General features: G+C 57.3%; 17 protein-coding genes and 1 riboswitch. Of the genes, 15 read left to right on the top strand and 2 right to left on the bottom strand.

Annotated elements, in window-relative coordinates; genetic code table 11:
• Positions 1-386 precede the first annotated feature (386 nt).
• Positions 387-3,032 (top strand): ribonuclease E/G, encoded by a 2,646-nt coding sequence (locus RYZ18_RS03705; RefSeq protein ID WP_317655030.1) that lies wholly within the window; start codon positions 387-389, stop codon positions 3,030-3,032.
• A 69-nt stretch (positions 3,033-3,101) separates the two neighbouring features.
• Here RYZ18_RS03705 and RYZ18_RS03700 read toward each other — a convergent pair whose 3' ends face one another.
• Together RYZ18_RS03700 and RYZ18_RS03695 are read right to left on the bottom strand one after the other, a co-directional pair.
• The gene (locus RYZ18_RS03700) at positions 3,102-3,863 is read right to left on the bottom strand and encodes a DsbA family protein (RefSeq protein WP_317655028.1); all 762 of its coding nucleotides are present in this window, start codon (positions 3,861-3,863) and stop codon (positions 3,102-3,104) included.
• Positions 3,864-3,874: 11 nt separating this feature from the next.
• On the bottom strand, positions 3,875-5,191 hold the full coding sequence (locus RYZ18_RS03695; RefSeq protein ID WP_317655026.1) for a M48 family metalloprotease: 1,317 nt from the start codon (positions 5,189-5,191) through the stop codon (positions 3,875-3,877).
• 63 nt (positions 5,192-5,254) lie between these two features.
• On the opposite strand from RYZ18_RS03695, the gene RYZ18_RS03690 reads away from it, so the two are divergent.
• The 14 genes from RYZ18_RS03690 to RYZ18_RS03625 all read left to right on the top strand — a co-directional run bounded on the left by RYZ18_RS03690 (position 5,255) and on the right by RYZ18_RS03625 (position 21,903).
• Positions 5,255-6,406, top strand: coding sequence for a pyridoxal phosphate-dependent aminotransferase (locus RYZ18_RS03690; protein WP_317655025.1), 1,152 nt, complete (start codon positions 5,255-5,257; stop codon positions 6,404-6,406).
• Positions 6,407-6,469: 63 nt separating this feature from the next.
• Entirely contained in the window at positions 6,470-7,678 is a 1,209-nt protein-coding gene (locus tag RYZ18_RS03685; protein WP_317655023.1) for an N-acetylmuramoyl-L-alanine amidase, read from the top strand.
• A gap of 119 nt (positions 7,679-7,797) precedes the next feature.
• On the top strand, positions 7,798-10,347 hold the full coding sequence (locus RYZ18_RS03680; RefSeq protein ID WP_317655809.1) for a penicillin-binding protein 1A: 2,550 nt from the start codon (positions 7,798-7,800) through the stop codon (positions 10,345-10,347).
• Between the two features lie 86 nt (positions 10,348-10,433).
• Positions 10,434-11,561 carry a peptide chain release factor 2 gene (prfB, locus tag RYZ18_RS03675; RefSeq protein ID WP_317655022.1) on the top strand — a complete coding sequence of 376 codons (1,128 nt, stop codon included), beginning with the start codon at positions 10,434-10,436 and terminating at the stop codon, positions 11,559-11,561.
• Positions 11,562-11,635: 74 nt separating this feature from the next.
• A riboswitch (FMN riboswitch) is annotated at positions 11,636-11,770 on the top strand.
• A 98-nt stretch (positions 11,771-11,868) separates the two neighbouring features.
• On the top strand, positions 11,869-12,306 hold the full coding sequence (locus tag RYZ18_RS03670) for a 6,7-dimethyl-8-ribityllumazine synthase (protein WP_317655021.1): 438 nt from the start codon (positions 11,869-11,871) through the stop codon (positions 12,304-12,306).
• Between the two features lie 5 nt (positions 12,307-12,311).
• Entirely contained in the window at positions 12,312-13,475 is a 1,164-nt protein-coding gene (locus tag RYZ18_RS03665; RefSeq protein ID WP_317655020.1) for an iron-containing alcohol dehydrogenase, read from the top strand.
• 268 nt (positions 13,476-13,743) lie between these two features.
• Positions 13,744-14,691, top strand: a complete 948-nt coding sequence (locus RYZ18_RS03660; protein ID WP_317655019.1) for a sugar-binding transcriptional regulator — start codon at positions 13,744-13,746, stop codon at positions 14,689-14,691.
• 31 nt (positions 14,692-14,722) lie between these two features.
• Positions 14,723-15,103 carry a hypothetical protein gene (locus RYZ18_RS03655; protein WP_317655018.1) on the top strand — a complete coding sequence of 127 codons (381 nt, stop codon included), beginning with the start codon at positions 14,723-14,725 and terminating at the stop codon, positions 15,101-15,103.
• A gap of 21 nt (positions 15,104-15,124) precedes the next feature.
• Positions 15,125-16,168, top strand: a complete 1,044-nt coding sequence (locus tag RYZ18_RS03650; RefSeq protein WP_411567091.1) for an ABC transporter substrate-binding protein — start codon at positions 15,125-15,127, stop codon at positions 16,166-16,168.
• 123 nt (positions 16,169-16,291) lie between these two features.
• Positions 16,292-17,215, top strand: coding sequence for a carbohydrate ABC transporter permease (locus RYZ18_RS03645; protein ID WP_317655017.1), 924 nt, complete (start codon positions 16,292-16,294; stop codon positions 17,213-17,215).
• An 18-nt stretch (positions 17,216-17,233) separates the two neighbouring features.
• A complete protein-coding gene (locus tag RYZ18_RS03640; protein WP_317655016.1) occupies positions 17,234-18,091 on the top strand; it encodes a carbohydrate ABC transporter permease in 858 nt (285 codons plus the stop codon).
• Positions 18,092-18,095: 4 nt separating this feature from the next.
• Positions 18,096-19,208, top strand: coding sequence for an ABC transporter ATP-binding protein (locus RYZ18_RS03635; RefSeq protein ID WP_317655015.1), 1,113 nt, complete (start codon positions 18,096-18,098; stop codon positions 19,206-19,208).
• Positions 19,208-20,335: an ABC transporter ATP-binding protein gene (locus tag RYZ18_RS03630; RefSeq protein WP_317655014.1), complete on the top strand. Its 1,128-nt coding sequence runs from the start codon at positions 19,208-19,210 to the stop codon at positions 20,333-20,335. The genes RYZ18_RS03635 and RYZ18_RS03630 overlap by 1 nt, the downstream gene beginning before the upstream one ends.
• A complete protein-coding gene (locus tag RYZ18_RS03625) occupies positions 20,332-21,903 on the top strand; it encodes an FGGY-family carbohydrate kinase (RefSeq protein ID WP_317655013.1) in 1,572 nt (523 codons plus the stop codon). Before RYZ18_RS03630 ends, RYZ18_RS03625 begins: the two co-directional genes overlap by 4 nt.
• The last annotated feature ends 3 nt before the right edge of the window (positions 21,904-21,906 follow it).

The following is a 21,906-nucleotide window of genomic DNA, read 5'->3' as shown; positions in this document are numbered from 1 at the left end:
TCTGCCTCTATGGTGATTGGGATGATCTGGCGGTTTGAGCCAGCTGGACATCTGCAAAGTTTATCTGCCCCCTTCTTGAAGCGCGTCCGAAAACCCGCGCGGGAGAGAGGGCAGGATGCCAAAGCCTGACCGCCGCCCTTGTGCTGCCCTCAGGCCCATCTAACCCCCCGCGCAAGCGGGACATAATGGGAGAGGCGCGGGCGAGTGCACGCGCAGCTTCGGAGATAAATCGCGATGAAACGCGTGCAGATCAGCCAAGTGAGTGACGGGGCGGCCCATGCCGCGCCCGCCCATCCTGCTGTCCGCGTCATCGCCCTTTCAGGACAATATCCCCCTCTCACGCGACCCTCTGGGGTGCGCGCAGCGCGGGGATGTGCAAGGAACCCATGGCAAAGAAAATGCTTATCGATGCCACCCACGCGGAGGAAACCCGCGTTGTTGTGGCAGATGGAAACAAGGTCGAGGAATTCGATTTCGAGTCGCTGAATAAGCGGCAACTGGCAGGAAATATCTATTTGGCAAAGGTGACGCGGGTTGAGCCCTCGTTGCAGGCGGCCTTTGTGGATTATGGCGGCAATCGTCACGGTTTCTTGGCTTTTTCCGAAATTCACCCCGATTATTATCAAATCCCCAAAGCGGATCGTGAGGCGCTTTTGGCCGAGGAGCGGGAATTGGCCGCCGAGGCCGAAGCCGATGAGGAGGAGAAATCCGCCCCCAAACGCCGCCGCTCGCGCCGCCGCAAATCCTCGGACACCCGTGCAGAGGCCGCCGCAGGTGATGCGATTGCCACAGGCGAGGTCAGCACGCCCTCGGGCATGGATGTGATTGATCTGGACGCGGATGCTGAGACTGAATCTGAGATGGAGGTAGATGAGGCGCTTGATGCGGCCCTGACGGACACGGCCGCCCCTGAGAGCGATGCCGATCCTGAGGTTGAGGCCGATATCGAAGATGGCGCATCTGAGGAGGACGCCACCGCCCCCGCCGAGGCCGAAACCATCGCCGATGATGATGATCATGAAGATATTCGTCCTGTGCGCAAACCGCGCGCGCGCAAATATAAAATCCAAGAAGTGATCAAAGTGCGCCAGATTATTCTGGTGCAGGTCGTCAAAGAGGAACGCGGCAATAAGGGTGCTGCCCTGACCACCTATCTCAGCCTTGCTGGGCGCTATTGTGTTTTGATGCCCAATACCGCGCGCGGTGGCGGGATCAGCCGCAAGATTACCAATATTTCGGATCGCAAAAAGCTAAAGGAAATCGCGCAATCGATGGAGGTGCCGCAGGGCGCGGGTCTGATCATCCGCACCGCGGGCAGCCAACGCACCAAGGCCGAGATCAAGCGCGATTACGAATATTTGCAGCGCCAATGGGAACAGGTGCGCGAATTGACCCTGCGCTCGATAGCGCCTGCGCCAATTTACGAGGAAGGTAATCTGATCCACCGCTCGATCCGCGATCTCTATAATCGCGATATTGACGAGGTGTTGGTTGAAGGCGAGGCGGGCTATCGCCAAGCCAAGGACTTCATGAAAATGATCATGCCGTCCCATGCCAAAAACGTGAAACATTATGCGGACAGTCTGCCGCTTTTCGCGCGCTATCAGGTCGAGGGTTACTTGGCTGATATGTTCAACCCTGTCGTGCAGCTCAAATCGGGCGGCTATATCGTCATCGGCATCACTGAGGCTTTGGTTGCGGTTGATGTGAACTCGGGGCGCGCGACCAAGGAAGGCTCTATTGAGGAAACCGCGCTTAAGACCAATCTTGAGGCTGCCGAAGAGGTGGCGCGTCAAGTGCGCCTGCGCGATTTGGCGGGTCTGATTGTGATCGACTTCATCGATATGGATGATCGGCGCAACAATCTGGCTGTGGAAAAGCGGCTGAAAGATCGCCTCAAAACCGACCGCGCGCGCATTCAGGTTGGGCGTATCTCAGGCTTTGGCCTGTTGGAAATGTCGCGCCAACGTCTGCGTCCTGGGATGTTGGAGGCCACGACACAGCCCTGCCATCACTGCCACGGCACGGGGCTTGTGCGTTCTGATGACAGTCAGGGCCTATCAATTCTGCGTCAGTTGGAAGAGGAAAGCACCCGCCGCCGCTCGCGCGAGTTATTGTTGACTGCGCCTGTGGGCATTGTGAATTTCATCATGAACCAAAAGCGCGAATACCTCGCTGATCTTGAGGCGCGCTATGGGGTTTCGATCCGTGTCGAGGCCGATCCTGCGATGATCACGCCCGATTATCGGATTGAAAAATTCAAAACAGCCACCCGCCGCATCGCCCCTGCAAGCCCTGTTGTTTCGATGGATGCAGGGCTGATGGAGGAAATCGAAGCCGCCGAAGCCGATGCTGCGGATGAGATTGATATCACCGAGGCACCTGAGGCAGACCGCCCCGAGGCACAAGGCGAAGAGGGCGAGGGCAAGAAACGCCGCCGCCGCCGCCGTGGTGGCCGTGGCCGCCGCCGCAATCGGGGCGAGGGGGACGAGGCCCGCACAACCGAAGCGGGCCCTGAGGCCCCAGAGGTTGCAGAACAGAGTGCAGGCGCGTCTGAGGCTGATGCCTCGCCCGCAGTGGAGGCAGAGGCCACGCCCGAGGTTGAGGAAAAGCCAAAGCGCCGCCGCAGTCGCAAGTCAACCAAATCTGACGCATCGGCAGAGACGGTAGCCGCGTCAGAACCATCTGATCCCGCCACAGAAGCACCTGCAGAGGCAACGGTAGAGGCAGCGGTGGAAGAGGCCCCAAAACCAAAGCGCCGTGGTCGCAAAACCAAGGCCGAGAAAGCCGCTGAAGAGGCCGCTGCGGCAACGGTGTCGGTGGCTGAGGCCGAACAGGCCCCAGAGCCCGCGGAAGAGGCGCCAAAGCCCAAGCGGGCCACGCGCAGCCGTAAAACCCCTGCGAAAAAGGCCGAACCTGTGGCCGAGGTGCCATCTGCGCCAGACGCGACTGTCGAGGCGGTGTCTGCGCCACAGGCCGCAGAACCTGCGCCTGAGGGGCCAAAGAAGCGCGGGTGGTGGTCACGCGGCTAACCGACCCGATTAAAATAAAACGGGCAGGGGAAACCCTGCCCGTTTTTCATTTTCACGCTAAGCGTTTGTTCAGTTTGCGCTGCGTTCAGCTGCAATAGCCGCCTCAATCTGGTCGCGCGGCAAGGCCCCGCGCAAGAGCCCCGTTTCCAGCACAAATGTGGGCGTGCCTGAAATATTCAGCGCACGGGCCAATTCGTAATTGAGGCTGATTGTTGCATCGATTTGCGGGTTGTTAATTTCGGCCACGATGGCCGCGTGATCAAGACCCAGCCCTTCGGCGGTGGCCTGCAATGACCCTTCGCTGACCTCGGCCCGCATCACCATCATCGCATCATGAAGCGCGCGATAGGCCTCATCCCCCAATGCGATTTTGGCCGCAATCGCATAGCGTGAGGCCAAGAGCGAGGCATCACCCAAAATCGGAAACTCTTTGACGATAAAGCGGATGTTCCCATCTGCCTCGAGCATGGCTTCGATATCGGGGAAGGCACGTTTACAATAGCCACAGCGATAATCAAGAAACTCGACTAGGGTCACATCACCCTCGGGGTTGCCGCCGACATAATCATAGGGTGAGGCGAAAATCGCGTCAGAATTGGCCGCGATAATCTGGGATTCAGCCTGCGCCTCTGCCGCGGCTTGACGCTCGTCTAGAATGTCGAAGGCCTCCATCAGCACTTCGGGATTATCCAGCAGATAGGCGCGGATTTCCGCACGAAACGCTGCGCGTTCTGTCTCGCTCATGGCATCGATGTCAAATGCGGCAGCGGGATTGAGGGCGCCAAGTGTTAGGCCAAGCGCCAAGATCAGGCTTTTCGGGGAAGGGGTCATCGCGCATCCTGTCAGTCGTTTTTCGTTTCAGCCAGACGTAACACATCTTGCGCCCGAAGCCACCCGCTTGATCCTTGGGGCAAGAGGCCTGTGGCGCGGCGGGCGTGAAGGGCGGCGGTTTCAAAATCTCCCTCCAAGGCCGCGCGTTCTGCGGTGGCCCATGCGGCCATACCATCTTGGCCATCGCGCGCATAGGCCATAGCCAAATCTCGCATAAGCCGCGCGTTGCGCCGTTCGCGGGCAAAGGCGGCCTCTAGCACCTCCAAGGCCTCGGCATTGCGCGCGGGGCTGTCGGGCGCAAGAAGGGCACGACCATATCCCGCTAAAATCAGACCTGCATCAGGGGACATCTGGATGGCCCGTTCATAGGCCACAATCGCCGCGTCATACCGGCGGTTTTCAAATAGAACCTGTGCATATAGCTCTTGGTAATAGGGGTCTGCGGGGTGGTTTAGGATCAACCGCTCTAACTCACGCAAGGCGGCATCGCCTTCGGAATTGCGGTGATAGGCCACTGCGCGGCGCATTGTTGCGATCTCTGAGGGGTCATTTCCCACCTGCGCAAATGTCCAAGAGGGTGGGTTCAGAAAGGCTGCTAATTTCCCCTTGCTGCGATCAAACCAATATTGCGCCTCGCTGTCAGGGGTTGGGGCTGTGCCGCCGTCAAAATTTGCAACCAATCGCAGACGATCACGGGTCAGCGGGTGGGTGCGCACATAGGGGTCTTGGCGGTCAGTTGAGAGTAACTCTTGCCCTGCAAAGCGATCTAGGACGCGCGCCATTGCGGTGGGGTCAACGCCTGCGCGCTCGAGATATCTCAGGGCGGCGGCATCCGCGCTCGCCTCTTCGGCGCGGGTATGTGAGAAAAAGACGCGCTGCGCGCTTGAGGCCATACCTGCCGCAACGCCCGCGCCTGCACCCGCATCCCCCGTGACGCCTGCGGCGAGCAGACCTGCCACCAAACCCAGCCGCGATGCACCGCTCATCGTGTCGGCATTCTCGGGGCGGCGGGCCAAATGCCCGTTGGCAATATGCGCGGCCTCATGGGCCAAGACGGCCTGCAATTCGGCAGGCTCGTCCAAGGCCATCATCAGCCCCGAAGTGATAAAAATCGTGCGTGCATCGCGCACAAAGGCGTTCATCTGCGGATCATTGAGCAAAATCACGCGGATAGATTGCCCCAATCCTGCCGCCTCGAGAATGGGCATAAGCAGGTTGCGTAAACCTGCCTCAATCTCGGCATCGCGGATTATGGATTGCGCCAAGGCCCCTTTGGGCGCAAGGCCAAGGCACAGGCCCAAGATCACGGCAAAAAGAAAGGATCGCATCTGTGATTGACCTTTTCGGGCAGGGCTGTTTCAAACCGATGCATCCAGTCTAGTGAGGAAGCAATGCGTTATTCAAGCCGTGGTCAGGTGGATCCCTTTATTGTGATGGACGTCATGGAGGCCGCCCGCCGTCTTGAGGAGGAGGGGCGCCACATCATCCATATGGAGGTCGGCCAACCCGGCACAGGCGCGCCACGCGCCGCGCGCGAGAGGCTCGCGCGCGCAATGGAAGAAGACACGCTAGGCTATACTGTGGCGCTCGGGCGTCCTGATCTGCGCGCGGGGATCGCAGCCCTTTATGGCGAATGGTATGATATCGACCTTGATCCTGCGCGCGTGGTGATCACCGCGGGGGCATCGGGCGGGTTTTTATTGGCATTTTCCGCGCTTTTTGATGCGGGCCAAAAGGTTGGTATGGGGCTTCCCTGTTATCCGTCTTATCGGCAAATCCTTAAGGCAATGAGTTTGGACGTTGCGGGATTGCGCACCGATGCCAGCAGTGGGTTTCAGCCGCGCCCTGACCAGATCACCGAAGATCTCGCAGGTCTGATCTTGGCAAGCCCTGCAAACCCGACAGGCACGATGATCCAAAAGCCCGCACTTGCGGAACTGGCAGCTGCCTGCGCCGCGCGGGATGTGGCCTTGATCAGTGATGAAATCTATCACGGGCTGCATTACGGGGCGCGCGCCGTCAGCGCGCTTGAGGTGACCGATCAGGCCTATATTATCAACTCCTTTTCCAAGTATTTCTCGATGACAGGATGGCGATTGGGGTGGATGGTCGTGCCCGAAGAACACCTGCGCGTGGTCGAGCGTTTGGCGCAAAATATGTTTATTTGCGCGCCACATGCGGCACAAATCGCGGCCTTAGGGGCCTTGTCGCCTGAAGGGCGTGCGGAACTGGATGAGAACCGCGCGATCTATGCCAAAAACCGCATGATCTTGTTGCAAGGGCTGCGCGCGGCGGGATTTGAGCACCTCGCGCCTGCAGATGGTGCGTTCTATGTCTATGCCGATATCAGCGCCTTTGATTGGCCTGCGCAGGATATGGCGCGCGCAATGTTGGAGGAGGCAGGGGTTGCCGTCACCCCGGGCCTTGATTTTGATCCCGAAGAGGGCACGCGCGCCTTGCGGTTCTCCTATGCCCGCAGCACGGCCGATATCGAAGAAGGGGTTGCACGCATCACGGCCTTTATGGCTGCGCACGCAAAATAGATTGTAAATCTCAATCTAAATTTTGTATCTTTCTGACGCGGATAAGAGCAGAAAGATAACCCCATGCCGCAGGTCGTGTTTCGCAGTATTTTTGCGATACTGTTTTTGTGGATTGGCCCCATGGTTTGGGCCGAAACACCCGTGCGCCTTGATCTAGGCGAAAGCTATGTCACGGATCGAGGCCAAGGGATTGAGGTGCAGCTTCGCCTTAATCGTGCCACCGCCTATGGGCTGCGTCTGCGCGACAATCCGATGCGGTTGATTGTTGATTTGGCGGGGGTAGAGGTGCAAAATCTGCCCAATGGGTTTGATCGAGCGGATCGCGCACAGGCGGTCACGCTTGGCCCCGCACCGCGTGCAGGTTGGGGGCGGTTGAGTCTGCATTTGACCGCGCCCATGGTGATTGAGCGCGCGGTGATGGATACAAGGCATTCTGACGCGGTGCGTCTCACCTTGCGGCTGCGCCCCGCAACGGCGCAAGAATTTGCAACCCATCTCACCCCCGCAAGCGCAGATGAGCCACCTCAAGCGGTGATTGCAGAACCCGCGCCGCCACTGCGCACACGGCCCTTGATTGCCCTTGATCCGGGCCATGGCGGGATTGATCCAGGCGCAGAGCGCGATGGCTATAGCGAAGCGGATTTGGTTTTGCTCTTCGCGTTAGAGTTGCGCGAGATGCTGTTGCGTGATGGACTGGTGGATGTGTTCATGACGCGCGAGCGGGATGAATTTATCCCCTTGCCCTATCGGATGTCGCGCGCGCGCATGGCGGGGGCTGATCTTTTCATTTCAATTCATGCCGATGCCTTGGCCGCAGGCGATGGCATGGCGTCTGGGGCGACAGTTTATACCTTGTCCGAGACAGGCTCTGATGCGGCCTCAGCGGCGCTTGCTGCGCAGCATGACCGCGCCGATCTATTGGCGGGCGTGGATTTGGGCCAATCCGATGATGTTGTCGCAGATTTGCTCATGGATTTGGCGCGCCTTGAAACCGATCCGCGCAGTGATGCCTTGGCCGATGCCTTGGTGACGGGCCTTGAGGGGGCAGGGGTTGAATTGCACAGCCGCCCGCGTCTTGAGGCAAATTTTACAGTGCTGCGCGCGCCTGATTACCCTTCTGTCCTCTTGGAAATCGGATTTATGTCCGAAGGTGGGGATTTGGAAAATATCCTTGACCCTGTTTGGCGGTCGCGGGCGCAAGGCGGGATTGCGCGGGCCATCGAGGCATGGTTGGCCGAAGACAATCTGCGCCGCAGCCTGATGCGGCGATAATCTTGTGTGATCTCACCATGAAGTGAAGGTTTAAGCTTTTGACGCGCGCGCGGCTGCGCCCTATAAGCGGACACGCGCTTGGGGTAAGGCTTTTTGGGGAAGTGACACGCATGGGCCAGATCATCCGTTTTGTGATGGGTATTTTCGGCGGGCTCTTTGCCTCGGCGATCATGGCGGTTGTGTTTGGTGCCATTATTGTTGGCGGCGTGATTTGGGTTTTTGCGCGCGATTTGCCCAATTACGAAACGCTGTCGCAATATACCCCTGCCACAATTAGCCGCATCTATTCGCGCGAAGGCCGTATCATTGACGAATTCGCGCAAGAGCGCCGTGTTTTCGTGCCAGCCGAAGAAATCCCTGATCTGGTGGCTCATGCCTTTATCAGCGCCGAAGATCGCAATTTCTATCAGCATGCGGGCTATGATCCGCGCGCGATTGCATCGGCCCTTGTGGATGCGGTGCGTTCGCGCGGTCAGGATGTGCGCGGCGCCTCCACCATCACGCAGCAGGTGATGAAGAATTTCCTTCTCGATGGCAGCCGCACGATTGAGCGCAAGGTGCAGGAAATCATTTTGGCCGCACGCATTGAGCGATCCATGAGCAAGGAACGTATCCTTGAGCTGTATCTCAACGAGATTTTCCTTGGTCAGAATTCCTATGGTGTTGCCGCCGCTGCGCAGACCTATTTCAACACGGCGCTGTCCGATTTGACCCCTGCGCAAGCTGCCTATTTGGCCGCTCTGCCGCAACGGCCTGCGCGTCTGCATCCTGTGCGTGATTACGATGATGCGGTTGAGCGGCGCAATTATGTGCTGCGCGAGATGTTCGAGAATGGCTATATCACGCGCGAGGTGATGGAAGATAGCCAAGCCTCTGAACTTGAGACGGTGCAGCGGGGGGATATCGCGCCTTTCCGCTCTAGCCTGCCGCCACGGGGCTATTTTACGGATGAAATTCGCCGTCAATTGTCGACCCAGTTTGGCGAAGAAGAATTCTTCACAGGCGGGTATGCCGTGCGCGCAACGATGGATGAAAATCTTCAAATCGTGGCACAGCGCGCGTTGCGCAGCGCGCTTGAAACCTATGATCGCGGGCGCGGAGTTTGGCGGGGGGCCTTGGCGCAACTGGATGTAGCGGCCCTTGAGGATGCGGCCAGTTTGGCCGAGGCACTCTCAGCTGCGGACATCCCGCGCGATGTGGATCAGTGGCGTGTGGCTGCTGTGACGGGGTTCGAGGGCGGTGATGCCCTGATTGCCTTTGAGGATGGCGAAACGGGCCGCATCTTGGCCGATGATGTCACTTGGGCGCGTCCTTTGCGTGAAGATGGCACAACAGGCAGCGCGGCCAATTCTGCCGATGACCTGCTTGCACGCGGGGATGTGATCCATGTTCTGCCTGTGGAGGATGACACAGGGGCAGGGCATTATTCCTTGCGCCAAATCCCCGAGGTGCAAGGCGCCTTTATGGCGATGGATGTGAACACGGGCCGCGTTTTGGCGATGCAAGGCGGCTTTTCCTATCAATATTCGGTGTTTAATCGCGCCACCCAAGCCACGCGGCAGCCCGGCTCAAGCTTTAAGCCATTTGTGTATGCGGCGGCGTTGGACAGTGGCTATAGCCCCAACACCATTGTGATCGATGCGCCCATTCAGGTGGAAACGCCCGAGGGTCTTTGGCGTCCAACCAATGCTTCGGATCGGTTTTATGGCCCTGCGCCCATCCGCACAGGGATTGAACAATCGCGCAACTTGATGACCATCCGCTTGGCCCAAGATGTGGGGATGGAGACCGTTGCGCGCTATGCCGAACGCTTTGGCGTTTATGATGAGATGCAACCATTTTTGGCCAATTCCTTGGGCGCGCAAGAAAGCACGCTTTACAAAATGGTCGCGGCCTATGCGATGTTTGCCAATGGCGGTGAGCGGGTGGAGCCTACCCTTGTTGACCGTGTCCAAGATCGGTTTGGCCAAACTGTGTATCGCCATGATCAGCGTATTTGCGAAGATTGTTTGAGCGACACATTGCCCGCAGGCTTGGGACCGCGGATCGTATCCAACCGCGCCCGTGTTATGGATCCAATTACCGCCTTTCAACTCACCTCGATGCTTGAGGGGGTTGTCGAGCGCGGAACGGCGGCGCGCGCGGTGAACCTGCCCGTGCCTGCCGCAGGGAAGACGGGCACAACCAATGACGCCCGCGATGTTTGGTTTATTGGCTTTACCTCCAATATCGTGGCGGGCTGCTATATCGGCTATGACCAACCGCGGTCGCTTGGCCGCGCCTCGGGCGGTGGCACTTGTGCGCCCGTGTTCCAAGAATTTATGCAAGAGGCCGTGGCTGAATATGGCGGCGGCCCGTTCCGCGTGCCCGAGGGCGGTGTGTTCGTGCCAATTGATCGCTTCTCTGGCGAACGTCTGGCCGATGGGGAAAGCGGCGAAAACGTGGTTTATGAATATTTCCGCGCCGCCGAAGTGCCCCCTGTTGGTGCGCGTTCGGCCATTGTGGATGGTGGGTTTGCTATGGCCTCGGATTTGCCCGTCTTTGGGCCGGGTGAGGTTGATGGCGCATTGCAGGAAGAGGGCGCAGATGTGCGCACCTCGTCAGGCGAAACAGTGCGGGTTCCCACCGATACGGGCTTTGGCACGATCAGCTCAGGCGGGCTCTATTAAACCCCATCGGGGATTGCAGCCACGCCGCCGCTGGTCTAGATCACCGCGACCAGATGATTTCTTGATGCAATTGGAGCAGGTATCCGATGCGGGCCGAAACCCAATCCAATATCGACAAAATTCGCCGTTCGCTTGATTTGCTCGGGCTGCGAATGGATTTGACCACCGCCAAGCACCGCTTGGAGGAGTTCAACGCCCGTGTCGAGGATCCAGACCTGTGGAACGATCCCGAAAAGGCGCAAAAGCTGATGCGCGATCGTCAGGTTTTGCTTGATAAAATCGGCACCTATGATGCGATCAAATCGGGACTGGACGATAATATTGGACTCATCGAATTGGGCGAGGAAGAAGGTGACAGCGCCATCGTGACAGAGGCGGAAGCCGCCCTGTCTGCCTTGGTCGAGACCGCCGCCGCAAAAGAGCTTGAGGCCCTATTGAACGGCGAGGCGGACGCCAATGACAGCTTCCTTGAGATCAATGCGGGCGCAGGCGGCACAGAAAGCTGTGATTGGGCCTCCATGTTGGCACGCATGTATGTGCGTTGGGCCGAAAAACAGGGATATGAGGTTGACCTTCAATCTGTCTCTTACGGGGAAGAAGCGGGGATCAAATCCGCCGTTTACAAAATCTCGGGGCATAATGCCTATGGCTGGTTGAAATCGGAATCGGGCGTGCATCGTTTGGTGCGCATCTCGCCTTATGACAGTTCCGCGCGGCGGCATACGTCCTTTTCTTCGGTTTGGGTCTATCCTGTGGTTGATGATAATATCGAAATCGAAGTGGCCCCAAATGAGATCCGCATCGACACCTATCGCTCGTCAGGGGCGGGGGGGCAGCACGTCAACACCACCGACTCAGCCGTGCGTATCACCCATATTCCCACGGGGATCGTGGTCACGAGTTCGGAAAAATCGCAGCACCAAAACCGCGATATCGCGATGAAGGCACTGAAATCGCGCCTTTATCAGATGGAGCTCGACCGCCGCAATGCCGAGATCAACGCAGCCCACGAAGCCAAAGGTGAGGCGGGTTGGGGCAATCAAATTCGCTCTTATGTTTTGCAGCCCTATCAAATGGTTAAAGACCTGCGCACAGGGTTTGAGACCTCTGACACCCAAGGTGTTTTGGATGGCGAAATTGATGGGCTGATGGCCTCGGTTTTGGCGCTGGATGTCTCTGGCAAAAGCCGTGCCGATGCACAGGCCGAAGATTGACGCCTGAGACGCAAGCACGCAGCGATGCGGCGCATTCGCGTCTTGCACTGCAGCCTTTGGTTGATTACTTCTACTGACATTCTCGGGGCGGGGTGAAATTCCCCACCGGCGGTGACAGCCCGCGAGCGCCTTGGTTTCACGACCAAGGGTCAGCAGATTTGGTGAAATTCCAAAGCCGACGGTTATAGTCCGGATGAAAGAGAATGAGCCGTGTTTCGCGGTTGCGCGGGGGCGTGTCCCTTGTGCAGGTTCGGACGCGCGTTCACGATCGCCTTGGGCACCTTGGTCTTTAGAAAGGATGACCCAAATGACGAAAACACTGAATATCGCTTTTATCAAAGCAAATTGGCACAGCGACATTGTCAACCAAGCCTTGGTTGGCTTTGAAGCGGATATGAAAGCATCAGGTCAGGCGTATAACCTGATGACCTATGATGTGCCCGGCGCGTTTGAAATGCCGCTATTGGCAAAGAAACTGGGCGCGTCTGGTAAGGTTGATGCGATTGTCTGCGCCGCATTGGTGGTGGATGGAGGCATTTACCGCCATGATTTTGTGGCCGCTGCTGTGGTTGATGGTCTGATGCAAGCACAGTTGGACACAGGCATTCCCACCTATTCCGTATCGCTGACCCCGCATCATTTCCACGAGCATGCGGTGCATCACGATTTCTATCATGATCATTTCGTGAAGAAAGGCGCAGAAGCAGCGCAAGCCTTGCGCATGGTCGCAAGTATCGAGGTTTGATCCTGATGGCGCAGGCCCTGAGCTTTGAGTTTCTCACCGCAGGTCAAATTCAATTTGGTCGCGGAAAGGTCGGGGCGGGGCTTGCGCCGCAGATTATGACTTTGGGGGTGCCCGTGATGGTGATCACGGGTGGCTCTGGTCTGCGTCACGCAGGAACGCGTGCTTTGGTTGATGCTCTTGCGCCCGTGCTGCAGGTGGCGATTGCGGCTGAACCCGATTTGAAAACCATTGAGGGTGCCGTCATGCGTGCGCGCGGGGCAGGGGTTGCCTGCGTTGTGGCGATTGGCGGGGGGGCCGTCATTGATGCAGGCAAGGCCATCGCCGCCTTGATCCCCGCACCGCATCCCGCGCTTCGTTATCTTGAGGTTGTCGGTGAGGGGCGCGCACTGGATGCCGCGCCTTTGCCTTTTGTGGCCATTCCCACCACAGCGGGCACAGGGGCCGAGGTCACCAAAAACGCGGTGATTTCTGTGCCCGAACATCAACGCAAAGTATCTTTGCGTGATGCGCGAATGTTGCCAGATTTGGCCATTATTGACCCAAGTTTATGTGACGGGACGGGGCGCGCGCAAACCATGATGAGCGGGCTTGATGCCCTGACCCAAGTGATCGAGCCTTATCTGTGCACCCGCGCCAACCCGTTCACCGATGCGCTGTGCAGGGATGCCATTCCGCGGGCCGTGTCGGGGCTGCGCCGCCTATCTGATGCCTTTGATCGGGGCGGCGATGATCCGATGGCGCGCGATGATATGGCCTTGGCATCGGTGATTGGCGGTCTTGCCTTGGCCAATGCGGGTTTGGGGGCGGTGCATGGCTTGGCGGGGCCTGCAGGCGGCTATCTGGCGCAACATGGCCTGATTTGCGCCCGTTTATTGGTGCCTGTTCTTTTGGCCAATGAGGCCCGCGCCGAAAGCCCCGCATTGCGTGGACGCTTTTCTGATCTGCGCGCTTGGATGGGCGATGCCTTTGGCGTCAGCGCCGAGATGGCCTTTGAGGCCTTGGCGCGATTTATCGAGGGGCAAAACCTGCCGCGATTGGGGCAAGCGGGTCTGCCTGCCGACAAGATCGACCAGATTGCACAAGCGGCGGCAAGCTCGTCTTCGATGAAGGCGAATCCAGTCGATTTGACCGCGTCTGATTTGACCGAAATTCTGCGCGAAGCCTTATAACCCAAGCCCCAAATTACCCGTTGCAATTGCAACAATGGCCTCGGTTTCCGCCAAAGTTCCAAAGATTTTTTCAAGAAATTATCTCATGAAATCAACGTAAAGTTGAGGCCGCTCGCATGTTTTCTGCAATGCGGCGTGTAATCCCTGTTGACGTAATTTTGCCCGAATGCAAGAAATTACAGCAAGTGTAATATTTTTCATTGCGGCGATGTATTGCCGCGCGAGGGGGGATCACGGGTTATGCCGAAGCCAAGGATGATCTTTGGGGATGCTCATGGATTATGAGGCCAGTCTCGCCATTCGGGCTGCGTGGCTGCATTACGCAGGCGGTTTGACGCAGGCGGCTGTGGCCAAGCAGCTTGGCGTGCCATCGGTAAAGGCGCACCGCTTGATCTCACGCGCGGTGCAAGAGGGTGCTGTCAAAGTGTCGATTGATGGCGATATCTCGGAATGTGTGCGCTTGGAGAGCGAGCTAAAAGCGCGCTTCAATTTGGATTTTTGCGAAATTGCCCCCGATATCGGCGAAGAAGGCTTTCCCATTCGGGCCTTGTCGATCGCGGGGGCAAGCTTTCTGCGCCGCGAAATCGAACATGGCGGCCACAGTTGCATCGGGGTTGGGCATGGGCGCACCTTGGCCGCTTCGGTGGCAGAGATGCCGCGTCTCGATGCCAAAGGGGTGCAGTTCGTGTCTCTTCTGGGGGGGCTTACGCGCAATTATTCGGCCACGCCCCATGACGTTATGACCCGCTTGGCCGAAAAAACAGGCGCAACCGCCTATGTGATGCCCGTGCCGTTTTTCGCCAACACTGTTGAGGATCGCGAAGTGCTGCTCAGTCAGCGCGGTGTTTCTAACGTGTTTGAGCTGGCCGCAGGGGCAGAATTGAAACTTGTCGGGGTCGGCACAACCGAACCTGACGCCTCCCTGGTTTCATCGGGCATGATCCAGCTCGATGAAATCCAGGAAGTCATTTCTCAAGGGGGGGTGGCCGAAATCTTGGGTCACTTTTTTGACGAGAAGGGGCAGCCGTTGGAAACAACGCTGACCGCAAGAACGCTGTCGGTCGGGCTGGAGGAGCCTCGCCGCACGCGGATTGTCGCCATCGCTGGTGGCAAGGAAAAGATCGGCGCAATCCGATCTGTTTTGATGAGCGGCTGTCTCAGCGGCCTCATCACTGATGAGCGCACAGCAATGGCGCTTGTGGTCCAAAAATCCTGATTGGTATCGGGATATAACGGGAGGATACCCTATGTACGATAAGGAAAAGCAGCTTGCCGAGGATTTTGTTGCTAAAAAAATCGGCCGCCGCGATCTGATCAAGGGAATGTCGGCTTTGGGCGTGAGCACTGCTCTTGCATCCACTTTGGTGAATGCCGCAGCGACACGCGCATTGGCGCAAAACGGGTTCAACTGGCGTGCGCATGAAGGCACGACCATCAAATTGCTGCTCAATCAGCACCCCTATACCGATGCGATGATCGCCAATATTGAAAACTTCAAATCCCTCACTGGGATGAATGTTGAATATGATGTGTTCCCCGAAGACGTCTATTTCGACAAAGTGACCGCGGCGCTGTCCTCGGGCTCCAGCGAATATGATGCCTTCATGAGCGGCGCATATATGACTTGAACATATGGCCCTGCAGGCTGGATTGACGATCTGAACGAATACATCATGGATCCCTCCAAAACCAACCCAGATTACAACTGGGAAGATGTTTTGGAAGGCGTGCGCAAATCTTGTGCGTGGAATGGTCGCCCAGGTGGTGCATTGGGCTCTGACGATGCGATGCAGTGGTGTATCCCATTGGCCTATGAGCAGAACAACCTGACCTATAACAAGCGCGTTTTTGACGCGAACGGCCTCAGCGTTCCAACCGATCTCGACAGCCTTGTTGATACCGCTGCTGCCGCAAAGGCCGCGATGGGTGATGGCTACGGCATCGGTGTGCGTGGTTCGCGGTCTTGGGCAACGATCCACCCAGGCTTCTTGTCGGGCTATGCAAACTTTGGCCAGTCTGACCTGACTGTTGGTGGCGATGGCACCTTGTCTGCGGCAATGAACACAGATGTGTCGCGCAACTTCCACAGCAAGTGGGTGGAAATGATCCAGAATTCAGGGGCGCCTGACTGGTCAACCCATACATGGTATCAGGTCGGCACAGATGTCGGCGCAGGTAAGTCTGCGATGATGTTTGACGCGGATATCTTGGGCTACTTCATGAATGGTGGCGATAATGCCGAAGCGGGTAACCTTGCCTTCTCCGCATTCAAAGCCAACCCTGCGGCCGCTGCCCCCACACCAAATATCTGGATTTGGGCAATGGCGATGTCGTCCTTCTCGACCAAGAAAGACGCGACATGGTATTTCCTTCAGTGGGTCACCGGCCCTGAGCATCAGCTGTTCGGTGCGCAGGATATGGACCTCGTGAACCCAGCCCGCAGCAGCGTTTGGGCGGATGAAATGTTCCGCAACAAGTTGTCTGCATCCTATTCTGGCTATGTGGAAATGCATGATGTCTCGGCGCCTGGTGCATCGATCAAATTCACCGCACAGCCCTTGTTCTTCGATCTGACCACAGAATGGGCGGCGATGTTGCAGCGCATGGTGGCAGGCGAGGTGCCTGTGGATGAAGGTCTCGATATGTTGGCTGAATCGGTAAACAGCCAGCTTTCTGAGGCTGGTCTGCGCTAAGAGATCACGCAGAGGTCGGGGGTGCGCTTGCATCCCCGACCTCATCCATTTTCACAATTTATTTTCTAATTCAGTGACGCCCCATGAGGTTTGCACCTTGGGGACGCCATAAGAGGGACTGAAATGTCTGACACCAGCTTTAACGCGCCACCGCGGCGCAGGTTCAAAGTCAGCCGCAAGTTTTTGCCTTATCTGCTGAGCTTGCCCGCGCTTTTAACCTGTATCGGCATTTTGATCCCATTCTTTACGGCCGTTTGGTATTCGCTCCAGCGGTATCGTTTGTCTCAACCTTGGAACCGCGGGTTCAATTGGGGTGAGAATTACCTGAATTTCATGACCGATGATGCGTTTTGGAATACCTTGCAGGTGTCCTTGACCTATGCGTTTTTCGCAGTCACAGCGCAGCTGCTCTTGGGGCTTGGGATTGCGCTGCTTTTGCAAAAGCGCAGCATGTTCAACAATTTTGTCTCGATTATGTTGCTGATGCCGCTGATGACGGCCCCTGCATTGGCTGCCCTGATGTGGAAGCTGATGACCAATCCGGGCTTCGGGATCTTAAGCTATCTGGCAAGTTTGATCGGGCTGGAAGATTTCAGATGGGCCTCTGACCCGCAGACCGCCATGCTGACCGTGGTGATTGTCGATATCTGGGTCTACACGCCCTTTATCATGATCTTGCTTTTGGCGGGTTTGCGCTCGCTGCCGCAGCAGCCCTTCGAGGCCGCAGCCCTTGATGGTGTGCCGCGCCTCTTCGTGTTCTGGCGCATCACCCTACCGATGCTGACGCCATTCCTTTTGACCGCGACCCTGTTTCGCGTGATCGAAAGCATTCAGCAATTCGACATTATCTACGCCATGACCCAAGGCGGGCCTGGTAATACGCTGACCGTGTTTCAGGTCGAGGCTTATTTGAATTTCTTCCAATCCACCAATGTGGGGCGGTCTGCAGCGCTTTTGATGATCCTTTGGGCGATCACCTATGTGCTGTCGAACATCTTTATCAAAAACTGGTTGCGCCTGCGTGAAAAGCAGCGCGGCGAAGCCTGACGCGCGGAGGGGGCATCCATGGAAAGCACAAGTTTGATTGAACGCATCCTGCGCGGCATCGCCATCACCGCAGTGATCCTTTTCTTTATGTTTCCGATTTTCTGGATTTTCTTGATGAGTCTCCAGACAAACGAAACGATTTTGCGCGTCCCACCTTCGATGGTGTTTGAGCCGACTTTTCAGAATTACCGCGCGCTCATCACGGGGCAGCTTGAGACACAGACAGGCACATTGGAAATTCGGTTCATGGGGAACCTGTTTAACTCCTTCTTCCTGTCGACCACATCTGTTGCGATTGGTTTGTTGTTGGGCGTGCCTGCGGCCTATGCCTTTGCGCGGCTCAAATTCCGCGGCTCTGAGGACATCGCCTTTACGCTGCTCTCCTTCCGCTTCGCGCCGCCTTTGTTGGTGTTGCTGCCCTTGACCATCTATTTCCAACAATTGGGTCTGGCCAATACCTATGGCGGGTTGATCTGGGTGTATCAATTGATTGTGCTGCCGCTGATCCTATGGATCGTGCGTGGCTATTTCGAGGATATCCCCGCCGATGTCGAATATGCTTATCGCATCGCGGGGCATGATTTCTGGGCGACCTTCCGCAAAATCGCGCTGCCTTTGGCGGGCCCAGGTATCGCGGCGGCAGGTCTGTTGGCCTTTATCTTTGCGTGGAACAATTTCATTTTCGCCTTGGTTTTGGCCTCAGCTGATAAGCAGCCCGTCACGGTGGGGGCCTTGGCCTTTATCACGGCATCGGGCATTCAATATGGCCAAATCGCGGCGGGGATTGTGCTGTCAATCGCACCTACATTTGCCCTCGCGCTTTATGCGCAGCGCTATCTCGTTGAGGGTCTCAGCCTTGGCGCGGTGAAAGGATAAGAACATGAGTTTGGTTCTCAATAATATCGTCAAACGCTTCAAGACTGAGACCGTTCTCGATGATGTCAGTCTCAGCGTGGACACGGGCGAGACGCTTGTGTTGTTCGGGCCATCTGGCGCAGGGAAAACCGTTTTGTTGCGTCTGATTGCGGGGGTGATCGAACCCGATGCAGGGCAGATTTCCATTCATGGCCAAGATATGGACGGGGTCGAACCCGAAGATCGCGGGATCGGGATGGCGTTTCAAAACTTTGCGCTGTTTCCCCATATGGATGCCAGTGCCAATATCGCGGCCCCTTTGACCGCGCGGCGCATGGGGCAGGGCGCAATTTCTGACACGGTCGGAAAAGTCGCTAAGATGTTGAAGATCGACCACGTTTTGCATCACAAGCCCAAGGAATTGTCGAACGGGCAAAAGCAGCGCACGGCCTTGGCCCGCGCACTTGCGGGCGCGCCATCAATCTTGTTGCTCGATGATCCGCTGCGCAATGTGGATGCCAAGTTGCGCTTTGAGATGCGTCTGGAATTGCCGCGCTTGCTGAAAGATCAGCAGGCCACAGTGATCTATGTGACCCAAGATTATAAAGAGGCGATGGCGCTTGGCGATCGCATTGCGGTGATGAGTGGCCGCGGCATTCAACAAATTGGCACGCCGCAGGATATTTATCTCAATCCCGCAAATATTGATATTGCGCGTCTTTTTGGCGACCCTGTGATCAATCTGCTGGATGTGACCCCTGAGGCGGATGGTGCGGGTGTTGTTGTCTCGCTTTCGGGTCAGCCGCTTAGTCTGGATGCGGGCTATGCCGATGCTGTCGGGCAGGACTGTGTGATCGGCATTCGCCCCGAAAGCCTGCGTTTTGTCAGCAAAGGCACCAAGGGCGCAATTCCTGTGACCATTGAAACAGAGGCGCCGTTGAACGAGAAAACAGTGACCTTGGCGCTTACGAAGAATGGCCGTGAGATCATGATCTCGCGTCCTGCAGGTCAAATCGCACCGAGCAGTGGCGAGGCCTATATTGCCGCCGATACATCACAGATTTATTTGTTTGATCGCAAAAGCGGCACGCGCATTGCGCAATCTTCGGCACAAAACAAGAAAAAAGGAGCGGCCTGATGACAGCGCAACTCAAGCTTCAGGGCGTTGATAAATTTTACGGCCCGATTGGCAAAGGCGTTCATGCCGTGCGTGATATCAATATGGATATCGAAAAAGGCGAGATTATCGCCCTTTTGGGTTCGTCTGGCTGCGGTAAAACCTCGACCTTGCGGATGGTTGCAGGGTTTGAAGAAACCAGCCGTGGCAAAATCCTAATCGCGGGGCGTGAGGTGCAAAATCTGCCTCCTGTGCGCCGCAATGTGGCCATGGCCTTTGAGGGGTATTCGCTTTATCCCACAGTGACGGTGCGCGAGAATATTGCTTTTGCCCTAAAGGCGCAGCGTGAAAGCGATGCGCAGGTGGATGCCAAGGTCAATGAAGTGGCCGAGATGTTGGAAATCACATCCATCCTCGACAAATTTCCCGCGTCCATTTCTGGCGGCCAGCAGCAGCGCGCCTCTTTGGCACGCGCCTTGGTGCGCGATGCTGATCTCTATCTTTTGGATGAACCCATGGGCCAGCTTGAGCCGCAATTGCGCACGCTTTTGCGCGGGCGGATCAAATATTACATCAAGGAGCGTGGTCTAACCGCGATCCTTGTGACCCATGACCAGACCGAGGCCAATGCCATGGCAGATCGCATCGCGGTGATGGAAGGGGGCGTTTTGCAGCAATTCGCAAGCCCCGATGAAATCAAACTGGCCCCTGCCAATCTGTTCACGGGCACATTCGTGGGCGAGCCGCCAATGAATGTGTTTCCCGCCCGTGCGTCCGAAGTGTCAGGCGATATTCAATTCCGCCTCGATGCAGGGGTGGAGCTGACCTACAACGCCGATCAATTCGCGCCTGATCTGCGCGCGGCGCTGTTGTCGCGCGGTGATGTGGTCATCGGGGTGCGCCCCTATGCCGTGCGCCGCGCCAAGGGCAAGAGTGGGGCTGCCGCGCAGGTTGTGGCCAATCAATGGTTGGGGGATCAAACCCATATCGCCGCGGCCTTTGCAGGAAGCACGGTGGTCTTGGTCGAACATGATCGCGCCGATATTTCGATGGGTGACACCATTAGCGTTGAACTGAAGCCCGAAGATTTGCATTTCTTCGACCCTGCAAGCGGGGCCGCAATCAGCCACGGGACGCAAATGGCATGAGCGCATCAGGGGCAGACATTCTGATTGGAATTGATGCAGGCACATCGGTGATCAAATCGGTGGCCTTTAGCCTTGGCGGACAGCAGATCGCCATGGCATCGGTTCCGAATGTCTACCACTCTGACGCAAGCGGGGCGGCGAGCCAGTCCTTGGCGGATACATGGGCGGGCTGTGCGCAAACGCTGCGGGATTTGGGCGAAAAAATCGAAAACCTAGGGGCGCGGGTTGCTGCGATTGCCGTCACGGGACAGGGGGACGGCACATGGTTGGTGGGGGCAGGGGGCAAGCCAGTCACTGATGCTTGGCTTTGGCTCGATGCGCGGGCTGCGAAAACCGTGGATCGCCTGCGCGCCAGCGCCGCGGACATATCGCGGTTTGCCAAAACGGGGACGGGTCTCAACACCTGTCAGATGGGCACGCAAATGGCCCATATGGATCAGCACCATCCTGAGTGGTTGGATGCTGCCGAAGTCTCGCTGCATTGTAAGGACTGGCTTTATCTTCAGCTGACAGGCATACGCGCCAGTGATCCGTCCGAGACAAGCTTTACCTTCGGCAGCTATAAATCGCGCGGCTATGAGGCGGATGTGATTGCGGCTTTGGGATTGACCCATCGCGCGCATCTTTTGCCCCCCGTGGTCGATGGGGTGCGGCAGACGCATCCTTTAAGTGCCGATGCCGCAAGCCAAACGGGCCTGCGCGCGGGAACGCCCGTTTCCCTTGGCTATGTCGATGTGGTTTGCACCGCTTTGGGGGCGGGGATTTACACGCCAAACGCCCCATCGGGTTGCACCATCCTTGGCTCAACAGGCATGCATATGCGCGCCACGGCAGAGGCGGATGTTGTCCTGAATGAGGGGCGCACAGGCTATGTCATGGTTTTGCCCGTTTCGGGAATGGTTGCGCAAATCCAATCGAATATGGCCGCGACATTGAATATTGATTGGGCGCTGAAATTGGGCGCGAAACTGATGGCTGAGTTTGGCCATGAGGTGAGCCACAAAGAGATGGTGGCCCGTATCGATGATTGGCTATCGGCCACCCGTGCGGGCCAGATTCTGTATCATCCTTATATTTCCGAAGCAGGTGAGCGCGGCCCCTTTGTTGATGCGCGCGCGCGCGCAGCCTTTACGGGGTTGGCCAGCAATCACAGCTTTGCCGATCTCATCCGCGCGGTGATAGAGGGTTTGGGATATTCGGCGCGCGATTGCTATAGCACCATGGGGGCTGTGCCCGATGAGGTTCGCCTCACGGGGGGGGCGGCGCGCTCGGGTGCGCTGCGCAAAATTATGGCCGCCGCGATTGGCACCAAGCTGCGCAGTTCGACCCGCGAAGAGGCGGGTGCGGCAGGGGCCGCGATGATGGCCGCCTGCGCCATTGGTGTCTATCCTGATATGGATGCCTGTCTGCGCGATTGGGTAGAACCTGCGCTTGGCCCGATTGAGGCCCCAGATGCCGCCCTCACAGCGCGCTATTCGGCACTGTTCCCGTCCTATCGTGCGCTGCGTGAAGCCGCGCCTGTGGCGTGGGCGGCCCTCTCTGAAACTCAATCGCAACAAGGAGAATAATAA

The sequence above is a fragment of the Roseovarius sp. 10 genome, assembly GCF_033100315.1.
GTDB lineage: Bacteria > Pseudomonadota > Alphaproteobacteria > Rhodobacterales > Rhodobacteraceae > M30B80.
This window is presented reverse-complemented; position numbering and strand designations above follow the sequence as displayed.

Bases quoted from the DNA above. Each gene is read 5' to 3' on its own strand.
- RYZ18_RS03705 (WP_317655030.1), top strand. From the start codon at position 387: ATGGCAAAGAAAATGCTTATCGATGCCACCCACGCGGAGGAAACCCGC.
- RYZ18_RS03700 (WP_317655028.1), bottom strand. From the start codon at position 3,863: ATGACCCCTTCCCCGAAAAGCCTGATCTTGGCGCTTGGCCTAACACTT.
- RYZ18_RS03695 (WP_317655026.1), bottom strand. From the start codon at position 5,191: ATGCGATCCTTTCTTTTTGCCGTGATCTTGGGCCTGTGCCTTGGCCTT.
- RYZ18_RS03690 (WP_317655025.1), top strand. From the start codon at position 5,255: ATGCGTTATTCAAGCCGTGGTCAGGTGGATCCCTTTATTGTGATGGAC.
- RYZ18_RS03685 (WP_317655023.1), top strand. From the start codon at position 6,470: ATGCCGCAGGTCGTGTTTCGCAGTATTTTTGCGATACTGTTTTTGTGG.
- prfB (WP_317655022.1), top strand. From the start codon at position 10,434: ATGCGGGCCGAAACCCAATCCAATATCGACAAAATTCGCCGTTCGCTT.
- RYZ18_RS03670 (WP_317655021.1), top strand. From the start codon at position 11,869: ATGACGAAAACACTGAATATCGCTTTTATCAAAGCAAATTGGCACAGC.
- RYZ18_RS03665 (WP_317655020.1), top strand. From the start codon at position 12,312: ATGGCGCAGGCCCTGAGCTTTGAGTTTCTCACCGCAGGTCAAATTCAA.
- RYZ18_RS03660 (WP_317655019.1), top strand. From the start codon at position 13,744: ATGCTCATGGATTATGAGGCCAGTCTCGCCATTCGGGCTGCGTGGCTG.
- RYZ18_RS03655 (WP_317655018.1), top strand. From the start codon at position 14,723: ATGTACGATAAGGAAAAGCAGCTTGCCGAGGATTTTGTTGCTAAAAAA.
- RYZ18_RS03645 (WP_317655017.1), top strand. From the start codon at position 16,292: ATGTCTGACACCAGCTTTAACGCGCCACCGCGGCGCAGGTTCAAAGTC.
- RYZ18_RS03640 (WP_317655016.1), top strand. From the start codon at position 17,234: ATGGAAAGCACAAGTTTGATTGAACGCATCCTGCGCGGCATCGCCATC.
- RYZ18_RS03635 (WP_317655015.1), top strand. From the start codon at position 18,096: ATGAGTTTGGTTCTCAATAATATCGTCAAACGCTTCAAGACTGAGACC.
- RYZ18_RS03630 (WP_317655014.1), top strand. From the start codon at position 19,208: ATGACAGCGCAACTCAAGCTTCAGGGCGTTGATAAATTTTACGGCCCG.
- RYZ18_RS03625 (WP_317655013.1), top strand. From the start codon at position 20,332: ATGAGCGCATCAGGGGCAGACATTCTGATTGGAATTGATGCAGGCACA.